Source organism: Bergeyella porcorum (genome assembly GCF_042427575.1).
GTDB lineage: Bacteria > Bacteroidota > Bacteroidia > Flavobacteriales > Weeksellaceae > Bergeyella > Bergeyella porcorum.
The window spans coordinates 126,699-139,981 of record NZ_JBHMFD010000012.1 but is presented as its reverse complement, the minus strand read 5'-3'; the positions used below and the strand labels follow the sequence as shown (position 1 = coordinate 139,981).

Annotated in this window: 18 protein-coding genes; 2 read left to right on the top strand and 16 right to left on the bottom strand. The window is 34.6% G+C overall.

The window, feature by feature from the left end:
* Positions 1-6: 6 nt before the first annotated feature.
* From ACFFUE_RS07285 to ACFFUE_RS07250, 8 genes are read right to left on the bottom strand one after another with little or no spacing between them, the layout of a single operon-like run.
* On the bottom strand, positions 7-510 hold the full coding sequence (locus ACFFUE_RS07285; RefSeq protein WP_376834009.1) for a hypothetical protein: 504 nt from the start codon (positions 508-510) through the stop codon (positions 7-9).
* Between the two features lie 12 nt (positions 511-522).
* Positions 523-927: a hypothetical protein gene (locus tag ACFFUE_RS07280; protein ID WP_376834007.1), complete on the bottom strand. Its 405-nt coding sequence runs from the start codon at positions 925-927 to the stop codon at positions 523-525.
* Positions 924-1,394: a hypothetical protein gene (locus ACFFUE_RS07275; RefSeq protein ID WP_376834005.1), complete on the bottom strand. Its 471-nt coding sequence runs from the start codon at positions 1,392-1,394 to the stop codon at positions 924-926. Before ACFFUE_RS07275 ends, ACFFUE_RS07280 begins: the two co-directional genes overlap by 4 nt.
* Positions 1,385-1,702 (bottom strand): hypothetical protein, encoded by a 318-nt coding sequence (locus ACFFUE_RS07270; RefSeq protein WP_376834003.1) that lies wholly within the window; start codon positions 1,700-1,702, stop codon positions 1,385-1,387. The genes ACFFUE_RS07275 and ACFFUE_RS07270 overlap by 10 nt, the downstream gene beginning before the upstream one ends.
* Complete coding sequence (locus ACFFUE_RS07265; RefSeq protein WP_376834001.1) at positions 1,702-2,034, bottom strand: DUF6706 family protein; 333 nt, start codon at positions 2,032-2,034, stop codon at positions 1,702-1,704. The genes ACFFUE_RS07270 and ACFFUE_RS07265 overlap by 1 nt, the downstream gene beginning before the upstream one ends.
* A 17-nt stretch (positions 2,035-2,051) precedes the next feature.
* Complete coding sequence (locus ACFFUE_RS07260) at positions 2,052-3,140, bottom strand: major capsid protein (RefSeq protein WP_376833999.1); 1,089 nt, start codon at positions 3,138-3,140, stop codon at positions 2,052-2,054.
* A 19-nt stretch (positions 3,141-3,159) separates the two neighbouring features.
* Entirely contained in the window at positions 3,160-3,513 is a 354-nt protein-coding gene (locus ACFFUE_RS07255; RefSeq protein ID WP_376833997.1) for a hypothetical protein, read from the bottom strand.
* Positions 3,514-3,518: 5 nt separating this feature from the next.
* Entirely contained in the window at positions 3,519-4,136 is a 618-nt protein-coding gene (locus ACFFUE_RS07250) for a hypothetical protein (RefSeq protein ID WP_376833995.1), read from the bottom strand.
* A gap of 157 nt (positions 4,137-4,293) precedes the next feature.
* Here ACFFUE_RS07250 and ACFFUE_RS07245 point away from each other — a divergent pair, with 157 nt between their 5' ends.
* Together ACFFUE_RS07245 and ACFFUE_RS07240 are read left to right on the top strand one after the other, a co-directional pair.
* Entirely contained in the window at positions 4,294-4,674 is a 381-nt protein-coding gene (locus tag ACFFUE_RS07245; protein ID WP_376833993.1) for a hypothetical protein, read from the top strand.
* A gap of 132 nt (positions 4,675-4,806) precedes the next feature.
* Positions 4,807-5,037, top strand: a complete 231-nt coding sequence (locus ACFFUE_RS07240) for a hypothetical protein (RefSeq protein WP_376833990.1) — start codon at positions 4,807-4,809, stop codon at positions 5,035-5,037.
* A gap of 183 nt (positions 5,038-5,220) precedes the next feature.
* Here the strand turns inward: ACFFUE_RS07240 and ACFFUE_RS07235 are convergent, their stop codons facing one another.
* The 8 genes from ACFFUE_RS07235 to ACFFUE_RS07200 are packed head-to-tail and all read right to left on the bottom strand — an operon-like array spanning position 5,221 to position 13,283.
* A complete protein-coding gene (locus ACFFUE_RS07235; RefSeq protein WP_376833988.1) occupies positions 5,221-6,954 on the bottom strand; it encodes a hypothetical protein in 1,734 nt (577 codons plus the stop codon).
* Positions 6,955-6,971: 17 nt separating this feature from the next.
* A complete protein-coding gene (locus ACFFUE_RS07230) occupies positions 6,972-7,694 on the bottom strand; it encodes a hypothetical protein (RefSeq protein WP_376833986.1) in 723 nt (240 codons plus the stop codon).
* A 5-nt stretch (positions 7,695-7,699) separates the two neighbouring features.
* On the bottom strand, positions 7,700-9,142 hold the full coding sequence (locus ACFFUE_RS07225; RefSeq protein WP_376833984.1) for a phage portal protein: 1,443 nt from the start codon (positions 9,140-9,142) through the stop codon (positions 7,700-7,702).
* 1 nt (position 9,143) lies between these two features.
* Positions 9,144-10,613 (bottom strand): phage terminase large subunit, encoded by a 1,470-nt coding sequence (gene terL, locus ACFFUE_RS07220; RefSeq protein WP_376833982.1) that lies wholly within the window; start codon positions 10,611-10,613, stop codon positions 9,144-9,146.
* The gene (locus ACFFUE_RS07215; protein ID WP_376833980.1) at positions 10,606-11,097 is read right to left on the bottom strand and encodes a hypothetical protein; all 492 of its coding nucleotides are present in this window, start codon (positions 11,095-11,097) and stop codon (positions 10,606-10,608) included. Before ACFFUE_RS07215 ends, terL begins: the two co-directional genes overlap by 8 nt.
* Positions 11,090-12,160 carry a hypothetical protein gene (locus ACFFUE_RS07210; protein ID WP_376833978.1) on the bottom strand — a complete coding sequence of 357 codons (1,071 nt, stop codon included), beginning with the start codon at positions 12,158-12,160 and terminating at the stop codon, positions 11,090-11,092. Before ACFFUE_RS07210 ends, ACFFUE_RS07215 begins: the two co-directional genes overlap by 8 nt.
* Positions 12,157-12,681 carry a ParB N-terminal domain-containing protein gene (locus tag ACFFUE_RS07205; RefSeq protein ID WP_376833976.1) on the bottom strand — a complete coding sequence of 175 codons (525 nt, stop codon included), beginning with the start codon at positions 12,679-12,681 and terminating at the stop codon, positions 12,157-12,159. The genes ACFFUE_RS07210 and ACFFUE_RS07205 overlap by 4 nt, the downstream gene beginning before the upstream one ends.
* Positions 12,681-13,283, bottom strand: coding sequence for a ParB N-terminal domain-containing protein (locus ACFFUE_RS07200; RefSeq protein WP_376833974.1), 603 nt, complete (start codon positions 13,281-13,283; stop codon positions 12,681-12,683). The genes ACFFUE_RS07205 and ACFFUE_RS07200 overlap by 1 nt, the downstream gene beginning before the upstream one ends.

Genomic DNA, 13,283 nt, shown 5'->3' with positions numbered 1-13,283 from the left:
AGTGAATTACTTTTGCGAGTATGAGATAAAACTCACGCCTTCCTTTCTAGGTACTTCGGCATAAATTTTTACCTTCATCGTAAGAACACTGTCTGTGCCGATGTTTCCGCCCAGTGGTGTTGCTACGATTCTTCCGTTAGGAATTGAAATATCATACCCCTCTTTGGTTTCAATTTTAAAGGATTTGTAAATTGGCACCTTTACCTTTGGAGGACTATACGTCTTCTTGCTATTAGTTCCAGTGGTTACCTCTCCTCCAAGATAATATGCCTGTGTTTCGGGTGAAGGGTTTGCAACTTCAAACGCTAGAGTGGTTTCAGAGTCATCTTGACTCATCGCTAATCTTTTGCCTTTTTCCTCGGTAGAAATCCAATTGATAGTTTCTTCTGTGGTTTCTAACATTAATGTTCCTTTTAGGGTTTCATCGTGTTCTGAAAGAGATGTCCCCATTCCTCCATCGGCTGCTACATCTCCCGATAGAATTCTTTTTGCACCAAATGTCCAAGCCATTTTATAAATGTTTTAAAAATTAATAGTTCTTGTTTTAAGCCTTATGACAGACACCCATTCTTGTACACCTTCCACTTGATAAGAATTACTAGATTCGTAATCAATATTAGTTTTAGTATCTGGAAAATAGATGTCATCAAAAAGGGAAATAATGTATTTTGTAGCGTTATTTAGCGTTTTGTAATCGGGTTGATAATTTCCATTAGACTGAATATTTTTAGCAAAAATCTGTACCAAAATAGTAGCAGGAATAACGGAAAAATTTGAAGCTGTAAGCCCCGCAATTACTATATCTGTTTTTTCAGAATTGAAAGGTCTGTTCCCTTGTAGGTAAACATCGCCATTAATAATGGATTTGATATCACTTCCTCTTATTTTCTTCCAAACCAAACTTCTTAGCTCTATCTCCGTTATCATTTTGCTCTTTTCATTTGTTCTATCAGTTTTTTCAAAATTCCCTCTGCTTTACTGGTGGCAAAATCCTTTGCTGGTTGTAAAACTGCTAACCCGTGAACATCTTCCACATAACTAGCGTAGTTCATACCAGCAACAACTATCAAGGCATATCCCGTAGGAAATTTTAATGCAATTTCTTGAGCATAAGACTTTCCTACTTCTTCGCCTGATTTATCACTTACAGCATTTCCTTTTGCTTTACCTTCAAAAACCGACTCTATGATTGTTCCGTTTTTTACAATAACATATCCTATAGAGTTTCGCAGATTTGCTGTTTGGTCCTGATAGGTATCAAGTGTTTTTGCTATTAGCACACATTGCATTCCGAGATAATTGAGGTTTCTCAAAATGAGCGTATCTAAGATTTTAGTCTTATCCTCTATATATCGGTCTATCTCATTAAAATCAAAATTTGCTCTTATACCCACAACCTGCAATGCAATTGTTTTGATGAAAACCTTATCACTGTTCCTACAAGAACCACCTGCTCTCCTCTGATTATTTTTATTTTAGTGTTAGCAGGAATTGGCTTTGTCCCAAGCGGCATTACCACTTTTGAAGAATAAGCGATATGTTGCCCAGATTCATTTGAAACAATCGCACCAGAACCTGCTGGAATCTCTCTACATATAGAATGGAACTTCCAATCCGTTTGAGCTTCCATTGCAAAACCATTTTCATCTATCCCTCCTTCCGTAGTTGTCATTATCAATAAATCACAAGGATACTGTTTCATTATGCTAAATAGCTCATATCTTTTACCACAGCTATTCCTTTGTCAATAAGATTAGGAACGCCTAAACGCACACATTCTGCACTATACCATTCTTTTAGTGCCTTTCGGTCATATTTTACAGAATAATCATCTTCAGTAATGTCAGGTGTTATCAGTATCATTCGGACTATTTCTAAGAACTTTTTATCAAGCTCTTTAGCAGAGATAGGCGTAACATATTCCATCGAATTAAGATTATTAGAAAGCATAAAAACCTCCAAATCCTCATCCGAATAGTTAATCCCTATAAAACCTATCTTGCTTTTGAAATAATCCGATACTGAAACTGACATCCCTAAAAATTACATTCTTACTCTTCTGTATTCAAGATAAAAACATTGTTTATCTGCTCTACTACTGGCATTGCGTTACACTCTGATTTAGTATACTCTCTCCAAGGCTCATTTTGTTTCCATTTAGAAACCAAAACTCTTCCTTGCGTAGCATAGGATACATTATCTACTGGGTTCATCTCCTCAATAGCTAAAGCATTTTTGATAACTCCTAATTGCCCCGCAGGAATAAATGCAAGATTCTTCTGTTCAAATGGTGTAACAATAGATGTTTTACCATTTTTCTCAATAGCCACTTTTTTATCTACTATTTCAAATTGAGGTAACTCTGAGCCCGCCATATATTCGTTCAATCTATCAAGGGTGATAGGAGCAGTTTGAGAAGTCATTGCGTTTCTAGTCAATCCGTAGAACGCCCCTAGTGTATCTCTCACCTCCTTGTTTTTCATTAATTCAATGAATTTCGCTCTATCAATAAGGATTTTATCAAAGGTTTTACCCTTTTCATTAGCAGCTCTAACAACGGTCTGAATATCCTCAATAGGTTTTGCGTTAGCTTCTTTCCAAGAAGTAGTAGCAGATTTTTTGTTATCAGAAGGCATAAGTAAGTCTATATCTGGAATAACAAGACCATCTGGGTTGTTATTGATATTGATATCTAATTTACCAGTAGATAACATTTGCAAAATCATCATATCAAGACGATTATGTACAGCTTCCACTACTTTTTTAGCGTCATCCCAAATCAGTTTGAGTGCTGCATTCTTTTTGTCCTGGTCCTTGATGTTTGGCATGTTTTTCAAAGACATATAAGAGCGGTATTGGCTTTCATTAAGCGGTAACATTACCTTAATAGCAGGTATCTCACCTGTTAATTTCGCCAAAAGGTCTCTACTTCTTAATGGTGTTTCGCCATCTCTGTCCACGATGGAAGCTGCCGCAGTGACAACCGCTTCTCCTAAAACAGTGGTGAAATCAAGATTTACTTGAGGTAAATCCCAAACAAATCTCGTTGCATACCAAGGCTTATTAAATCTTTCTGCCCTTGTATCTAAGAGTACTTGTAAATATTGAGCATAATTGCCAAAAATTGATTGTTCTTTCATTTGTTAATTGTTTTTTAGATTAAAAAGAATCGTCAAAGATGATTAACGGCAACGCTTTCTTTACCGCAGTAGGTACTGCATCTATTCTCTTGTCATACACGGTTCCCCTCGTTACAATTGCAACAGGAACATTATCTCCTATCACTACATCTCTATATAGCAATCCTTTTGCATCAGAACCATCTACATTAGCTTTTTTTGCAAGCCTTGTAGTACCATCATAAGTCATAGGCGTTCCCGCCTTTAAAATCTGCCCAGCCACTAAGCCACTTGCGTCCAGAGAGTGTCCTCCTCTTGCGGTTTCTAGTACCTTTTGGAAAATCGGCACAGAGGCTGTGTCTTTAGTTTTTTCGGGCTGTAAATACTTTCCCATTTTTTTTAATGATTTTTGTTAAACTCTTCAATGTCTTTTTCTACAGCAGCTTTTGAATAATTAGCTCCAGAAGACTGAGGTCGGAATCCATCACCGGCATTACCTTTTACTCTTTCTTTTAAGATATCCTCAAAGATTTCTGATTGTTTGTTCACAAACTCATCTACTGATTCCTCGGTTTCAAAGTTTCGCCCAAACATTGCAGATTCTATTTCCTTTTCAGAAAAGCCTAACTCTTTGAGTTTTGTGGTTGCTTTTTCGTTATTAGTTTTTACCGCAGTTCCTTTTTCCATTTTTTCAAGCCTTTCAAGGATTTTGTCCAGAGTAGCTTTGGTAGTGTCTTCGGTTTTGGTACTAGGTGTTGAAGTTTTACCTTCTTCATCTTCTCCGTTAGCCGCAGATTCTGTATCTGTTTTTCTTCCTTTCGCTAAGCGGGTGTCTAATTCAGATTGAAAAGACCTTGCAAGTAGCTCATAACGATTAAGCTGTTCAATGATTTCCTCCTCTGTAGTTTCATTTTCTGTGAAATCTACCAACGCGGAAATTTCGCCCAGTATCTTATTGGAGAACCCAAATTTCAGAAAGTGCTTCTTAACGATTGCTAAAAATTGCTTCTTATCCATTTGCTTTTAAATTTCATCAAAATTATATTTTTGTAGCAGATAGATACAAATTTATTTATTTGTACATCAAATAGATATAATTATAAATAATTATTTTATTTACTTTAATAGTATATATATTATTTATATTTGTTAGTTTTGCCACAAATAACTAATTATGGAGAGCAAGGCAAGTCAATTAACTAGGCTGATACAACAATCTATTCAGCAACACAAAAAAAAAGAGGATGAGTTAAAAGCAAGACTATTGTCTAATTTTTACGGGTATTTTGAGGTTTATGCTAAAGACCTTATAAAGGTTCAGGTTATCATAGGAGAATATGAAAGAACTTTAAAATTTATATCTGTCGCACAAGCAGAAACGATAGAGCAATATTTGATAGAAAGAAGGCAGGTAATCTTAAATTCTATTTTAGAGGATAATGTTCTGGGAACATCATCAGATCCATTTTTCAATTTGAAATATATGGTTACTTTTGATGTCAACCGTAAGATTGCTTTGGACCTATATAATTGGATAAAGATTTTAAAAAGCTAATAGGCTGAATTTTAGTTATCAATTCTTTTGAAAACGAGCCTTGGGAAGTCCCAAAATTTGAAACTGAATTGAACGGAAGCGGTTGAGACCGCTCTTTCCGTAGATAATATTATTTTGATTACCTTTGCCATTATGAACGAAACTACAATTTTTCATATTCACTTTCACGAAGGTATTAAAGAAAAAAAAGATTATTATTTCGGCTCGTTGGCTGCAATGTTTGAGCATTTTTTGCCTGAAGAAATAGGCGTTGCTTTGCAGACGCTCTATAATGCTAAATTAGAATTTGGTAGTGATTTTAAAACCAAAAATGCGATTATACGCAAAGAAAAATTGATTAGAAAAAGTAAAGATAATTTATAGAGCGTTGTTTTAATCAAAAATATTTATTACATTTGTAATGCAAAACTCACTTGTTTTGTATGACGGGGAGGTGGACATAAAGGCAGCAATGCCCTGAAAATCTCGGTCGAGACCGATTAAGTTCGTGAAAATATACCGCCACGGCTAGTATATTTATTAAAGGGGGCTACTGGGTAGAACCCTTTATTTTTTTTGTTCCCATTCTTTTATGAATTTTTTGACAAAATTTTTACTATCAAACTTTCGTCTTGATACATAAATTGGTCTTGACTTTTTAAACATTAGAATTTCTTTGACATCATCGTTTTTCTCAAAAAACCATTTTACATTTTCTGCAATATCATTAGGATTACTTACACCTATTATATCCAATACAACCCTATCTGATTGTGTAGAAGCTTCTAATAATCTTTGTTTAATAGTAGATTTGCCATTAATCGTCTTTGCTTCGAAATAGAATAATTTACCATCTTTGATAGTAATAAAATCAGCACTCTTCATACCTGATATATTTGGTAAAAGATAAACATCGTATTTGTTTTGAACTAATTTCTGAGCTATCGCAATATTTTTAGGCATTTCTTTTTGCTTCAAAACATCATCGTATTGACTCACATTAAACCCAAACACTTTATTGTCTTTAGTTGATATAGATTTAAGGATTTGAAATTCTCTCATATTCACAATTTCTTTCAGAATATTAATTCTATCACGATTACCTTTATGCTTATTATAAAGCTTTATCGCGGTTGTAATTCCACCGCCTGTGATATCCATAAATAGTAAACCTCCATTAGGACTATTAGTTGTATTACTATATCGTGCTAAGTTATTATCGATAAATTTCCTTTTATCATAATTTCCATTGATTATATCAGTGAAAATCTTCTCATTATTTTGAATGAAAAAAGGCTTTACTTTCGCTCTTTCTATTTTTTCTTTATTAGCTTTAACCCAATTCATAAAATTTGTTTTGGGTTGCAATATACGCTCGGGAGAATCCGTAATAAGTTTTGCTAAAACCAACATTTCATTATCTTCATTCATTTGCTCCCAGCTTTTCAGAATAGGAATAGTAGTACAACGGCAGTGAGGGTGCCAACCCCAGAATTTAAAATCCTTAGGATATTTACCAGCCATTTCCGCACAGAATGGACAATGATTAGGATTATTGGATAGTCTAATTTCAATACCAATCACAAAATCAAACTGGTTGTATTTCTCAAACATTGCTTCGTGATAAGCAATGTTATTCTCTGTTCTTGTAAGTCTTGCAGCATTCTTATAAGAGGAACGATACACGCCTTGACCAGGGTGATAATTTTCTGCTTTTTTGGAAAGATGTAATGTCCCGTGTTTATCCCTTACTCTTCGGAATAATTTATCTGGGTCTTGTAGATAAGATTTTAGCTCTGAAGCCATCTGTGCAGCGGATTTCCCTTCTCCAATGCCCAAATCTAAACCCATTTCTATTTCGTTCCTGAATTGGTTGGTGTATTTCCAAACCCTATCAGATAATTTTAGTCCATCTGTTTTTCTGTTTTGGAAAGCATTTAAGGCGTTTAAATTATGCCTTTGATATTCTGATATTACTGCTTTAGGAAGTTTCGTTTTTTTAGCTACAGAACGGACAATATCAGCCATTCTATCCTCTGCATATTTCCATTCTTTTACATTATTTTCTTGTAATTGAATTGTAATAGACTTAGCGAATTTGAAAAACAATTCATCTACTTGTTTTTTTAACAATGGGTAATCATCAAAGGAAAAAGGTTTGTCGTTAGAAGTATTTATAGACAAGGAAAGCCCTGATATTTTTTTTATCAGAGCTTTGTAAAGATTTTCAATCCACTTTACATAAGATTCCACTCTAAGAAAGTGGTTGAGATCGTGTTTATCATTATGAGATTTAGACATTGTATCTATCTGCTACATTATAAGTCACAACTTTCCTTGCTTGGTCTGTCTTCGGTTAAGAAAATAGTTTGAGCCATCATCTTAAATCCGCTCATTTTCTCGCGGAAAGTTTCTATACTTTCTTCTGGATGTACAGAATCGATGGCAGCATATTTACCAATAGCGTTAAACTGATGAGAAACCCCTCTCGGCACTTGCATATCCACAAAACTATTTTCTGGAACAATAAGGTTATACCTTTTTCTTACAACTCCTTCGGGTGTATCCGGCAAGACATCTTCAAAAACCTCTGGAATAAATGGCGTTACTCCCTCTACATTGGTAATTTTGAAAGGAGTAAGTGAACCTACTCGGATTTGTGTTTCTGGTCCTGTCATCATTCTTACAAATCTTAGTCCCGTATGAATGTGCATTCGTGAGCAAATATTTCTTTCACGAATATTGTAGAAGTCCATAATGTATCGGTCGGCAAAATAGTCATCATAAGGTTTCTCCGCCATATAGACATCACCTTCCTCAAATTCTTGATAACGCGTAATGCCGTCTTCATCTGGTTTTGTAGCTTCAGCGGATTGAGCAGCATTTCTCACAATATTTTGAAAAGCTTCTACTACCGTTAAGGCAACATTTGCAGGTAAAGTCATTATTGGTGTTACTACATTGTGATTTGGGTCCGCGAAGTTTTCAATGTCGTGGATTTCATTTTCTGAATCTGGGTTGATTTTCATTAATTTTTCCATCTGAATTATAAATTTGTTGGTTGAAATATATCGTTTGAATTATCCTCTTCTTTTTCCTTTTGTATAATCAGCCATTCTTCGTTAGATTGTGGCGTTAAACCAGCTAACTCAACGGATTTTTCGTGTGAAATTACAGGCTTATTTCCATTAGCGAGCATAAGCATCTCAACAAACGATTTAGTGTCATCTATCATATAAGGCTTAAATTTCGCCTTTAGAGAAAGTTTTTTTGCTGCTTTTTCAAGTGTTGGATCTAGCAATTTTCCAACATAAGCTTTAAGAATATTAAAGCGTCTTTCATAGAAGTCGTCCCAAATTTCTTCTTTCTCTAAAACTTTCATATGAGCATCCATAAAGAGCATTTTCAGCATTACTCCCGAAATTTGGTTGAGAGCTTTTATATTTTCAAAAGAAACATCTGGTGTTTTAGTGAATTTGAAAATATTAGATAATCGTGTGTTAATTTCTAGCTTGATAGATTCTGGCGACTGGTCCCAAGACAACACATAAGCTTTACTCCCTGTGGTTCCTTGTAATATTCCATTAGATTCACCTGCTTGAGGTACAGATGTTAATTCTCCCTCTATAAAAGTTTTTGGTGCTGCGTGGTAATCGTTAATTTCTGCGTGCCGAGAGAAAAGCAATTCTAAACGCTCTATATCGTATTGTACATCACTCCATTCTGCTTCTTCTTGAAAAGCATATACAATAGGTATCTTATTAATTGTCTTTGACAAATCCAAGAACACTGGGGTTTCAACATCATCTTTTTTTATAACATCTTCAATCCAGTTGCCATCCATTTTTTTCAATCGCTTGTATTCATCAGAAGTAAAAATTTCCATATACTCCTCTTTATTTCCATACCTATTTATAGCGTAAGCTCTGGCAAATGCTTGCATTTTATCATAAGCATCAAAATGAGGATAAAGCTTCTCTCCATTCCAAGGTGTGAGAAGTTTAACCTTGATTTTGTACTCACAAGGAAATCCATAATCTTCGTGCATTTCTACTTTTTCATAATACCACAATTCTGCTACTTCAGAAGCTCGATAGCATTCCTTGGCTACTTTTCTATTGTGGACAGATGATTTGTTTTCATCAAGAATTGCTTTTATTGCATTGAATACCTTTTCTTGGTCGGATTCTATCATTGGATTTTTTACTATTTCCACTTCATTACCAAAGCCAAAAGTAACTGCACTTTTCACTATTAGTTTTTGGAAAGGACCTGCAATCCTATTCACATATTTATATCGCTGAAACTCACCGTTTTCATTTTTAATCTCCTTATCTGGCAGCCATTCTTTATCCGTTATAACTCGGTGTTCAGATACTTTCCATTCTTTTTTTAGTAGCTCAATATCGGGTTTTCCATCTCGTTCTACTTGTAATATTTTTACCTGCTCCTGCAAGTCTTCTGTGTTTGTAAATTCTCCTATTTTCATTTTACCATAAAATATTTGTAAGTGATTGTGAATTAATATTTTTGTTTAAGTGATAATCCACAGCATAACCTAGTAAATCCACATACTCATCGTGCTCTGCATTAGGAAAACCACATACCTCTTCTAAAAACGATTCATTCCAAAATCCTTCCACCAAAAACACTCTTCCACACTCCACAAATGGTGAAGCAGCATACGCTCTTGTTTTTTTATCTTCTTTTGGGGTAGGCGTTTCCGTTACATTGAGCTTGGAGAATCTTTTAAGCGTTTGGATAACAGATTTACCTGATGCTTTTGGTTCAATTCTAATAGTACTTGTAGCATTATATCCGTGAGATAGAACATAAGAAGGTATTTCCTTAATGAGTTCCGGAAACTCTTTATACCATTTTCTAGCATCAAGGATATATAAATCATTTCCTATTTTACAAGTTGGGATAATACCCGTAGGGTCATTCTCATTGTTTTCAGTATATGCTGTGTCTAAAAAAAAGTGAACTGGGATTCTTTGTCTGTTTTTTATCTTAGAAAACGCATCTAAAGAAATAATGTTAAACCATTCTTTTTTAAAGATATCACCGCCCTCTGAAGTTGGGTTTTCTAAGAATTGTCCATTATACCCACGCGTACCTAAATCTACCTTTGCTTCCTCTAGTGCTTTTCTATCTAATCGAATAGGGTCAAGTAGATTATCTTTATAATGCTTTGATAACTCTTCGGGAATAGGTTTTGTTTTCTCGGTAATTTCCGCAGGTAGTTTGATATGCTTTAACATATCACTCTTTTTCTCTAATAAATACCCCGATACATCTTTGGTATGAAGCCTTTGCATTACCGTTACCGTTACAGTAACGGATTTATTTACCTTCCTTGAAGCTAAGGTCTTGGTATGGTCTTCCGCTTGCTTTCTATGAGCCTCGGATTCTGCCTGTTTTGGATTTTGCGGGTCATCATTGATGATGATATGAGCGTGTTTACCCGTAATAGCACCCCCAGTAGATGTAGTATATCTTGCTCCATTTTGGGTATTATCATAAGCTTGTTTTCCCGACTTATCTTTTCTCAAAACCACCTCTGGAAAAAGAAGTTTATATTTATCAGAAGTGATAATATCCCTTGACTTCATAGAATGCTCAGTGGATATATCCCCAGCATAGGAATTAGAAATAATACGAAGTGTTGGATCAATAGTCCATAGCCACGCAGGCCACATAATAGTTACTATAGTTGATTTTGTAGTACCTGGTGGGATATTAATAAGTAAATCATAAAGTTTCTCTTTTCTCTTAAAAACATTTTCAGAAACCTTTTGAAGTTCATCACACAAATACGGAATATGCCAATTATACACAGGAGTTTCAGGGATTATTTCCTCCCAAAATTCCTGCACAAATCGGAAAAAATTCATTTTGCACACCTTGGCTAAGGCAGCAATAGCAACATCCGTATTTATGTCTTTGTCTTTACTCATTTTTTAATATTTTACTGCCAATATCAGCTAACATATTCAATTCTTTATCGTTAAGCTTTTCAATAGCTTCCTCTGCTGTTAAAGTGGTTTGCCTTATATCGCCTTCAATAATGGTTTTATTAGCGTACCCCCTATCTTTACCACGATATTTTAAAAGAAAAATAATAGAGGTAGTGTCTCCTTTCTGGATATTCTTGAATAATGCAGCTTCAGCTAAGTCAATTTGAGATTCTGTAATTTCTTGGCATTTTTCTCTAAACTCTAAATCATTATTAAACCACTCATAATAGGTTGTTCGTCCAATTCCTGCATTTTTACAAGCGGCTCCAACAATGCCAAAACTCATCTCTAAGCAAATTAATATTAGTTCTTTTTGAAGCTTTCGTTTATTTTCTGGTTTAAGCTTAGGAGCACGTATTTTTCTTCTTAATTCTTCTGCTTGCGCTAGTAATTCTGTTGCTTTATCATTCCCATTTTTAGCCATAGCTATTTTCTTTTTCTATTTTCCCTATAAGTACACGATATTCTCTCTTTTTTGGATCACCAGAAATTAAAAGCTGATAAACCTTTTGGTAAATAGCATTAGAATAATTGTCCTTCACCATTCTGGAAACAATCTTTTTTGTTGTTTCATAGTCAGCATAATCACTAGGATTTTTAGCAGCTTTTTTCAGCTCATCAAAAAGCATTTTCTTGTAATCTTTTTTTTCAGAAAATTTCCTACCTTGTGTTGCACTTCGGAACATATCTGTTTCGTAATAAAGAAATGCTAAATCTGCGTTAGGTTCCCTTCGGATTACCCTTTGGTATAAATCAGGATAAAACTCTAAAACTTTTGGCAAAGACTTGATAGTATCAATAGAGAAAAACTGCGAGATTCTTAGTTTATTTCTTTGTACTCCTACCTTATATAGGTAGATATAAGTTTCTGGAAATTGAAGGTTTTCCCGTTGGATATAAAGCCAAACATCATCATCTTTCCAATCATATAGAGGATAGACAAAATTAGATTTTGTAATACCTGCAATAGAACCCAAACGCTGCACACTTTCAGCAACTCTTAAACCTACAATTTGTGGTGTATTTTTAAATATTTTCTCTCCAAACTGTTGGTAAGACATTCCCATCTTGAATTTAGCGTGATTTCTTATAGCAAATTTGGGCATTTCACGCACCCATACATTCGATTTACCAGGCTCCCAACAAATGAAACTTTCATCATTAGAAAGTCTATTACAACAATTAAAATGCTTGATAGGCAAACAAAACCAATAAAATTTAGCTCCGTGAGAAAGAAATACATTTCGCCAATGCAGCGTTATTTTTTCTATATCAGGATAAATAGCTTCTTCATCAAAGAAAATTACAATAAGACGGGAAAAATCAATATTGTACTTTATCATTGTCTTTAGGACCACATTGGCAAGGCAAATGCTATCTTTCCCACCAGAGAAAGACATTGATACATATTGGTTTTTATTAAAGGTTTCCAAGACACGCCTTTCAGCTGCCTTTACCACATCTATGTTATAATTTTTTCTAATCACGCTCTTCGTATTACTTCTGCTTTATTATAAGTTTGTCGCCTTGCCATTACTTTTAGAAATCCTTCTCTATCCAATTTAGATAATCTAAAAATTTCCTCATTCCTCATCCCTGTTTCTTTGGAAATTTCCTCAATAGATTTTCCTTTATCTAACAAGTCTTTCACGATTTTCTCCATCGGTTCCAGTAAATGGGTACCTCTCGCACGGTTAAAAGTAATAGTGCCATAAACATTCTTACTTTCATCTTCGTGAGCTACAATCACAATAGGCACCTTACCTCCTAAAAGTGTTTTGAGTGGCTCTCTCCCAGATACTGTCCATCTATGAAAGCCATCTATTATGGTCATATCTGGACGACATACTATAGGAAAGCAGAACCCGTTTGTAAGAATAGATTGAATAAGTAGTTGTAGATTGTTTTCTAAAACCTTATTTGGGTTATAGTCATTTGCTTTCAGTAAGTTTCTATCTACAAACTGAATTTCTTTCAACGGTTTGAATAAATCTCTTTTTTGTTCCATTATGGTGTAAATTCTTTATTACAATGAGGACAAACAATGGTATGAGCTTGCTGCATTCCACTTTCAAAGCTTTCTACCTCATTGTTTTGTTTTTCCAATTTTTCTTTTACTTCTGGAGTTTGAGTATTTGTATCAAATACATCTTCTACTCTTGCTGGTTGAGAAAAATCTACTCCCATATTATCAACCGAAATTTCATTGATAATTGTGTTAAGAAACTCCGTTGGAAATCCGATGATATCCGTATCTCCAATATCTCGGATAATTTCTTCTACTTTATCATAATTGGTATAAGATAAAGACTGAATCTTGTTGTCTTCTATAAGAAGCTTCTTCTTTTGCTTTTCAGAAAGACCGCTGATAATTCTTACCTCCGCAAATGTTTCTCCACGATACTCTAATGCCTTTTTCTTTCCGTGTCCGCAGAGTATGTTATAATTCTCATCACAGATGATAGGGTAATACTGCCCGTAACGCTCAATACTTTCCGCTATAGCTTTTATCTGTGCTTCTGGATGTACATTCGGATTCACGCTATTTTCTACCAACTCCGATATAGGGATTGATTTTAACTCACTTTGAATTATTTTTTGTTTTGCCAT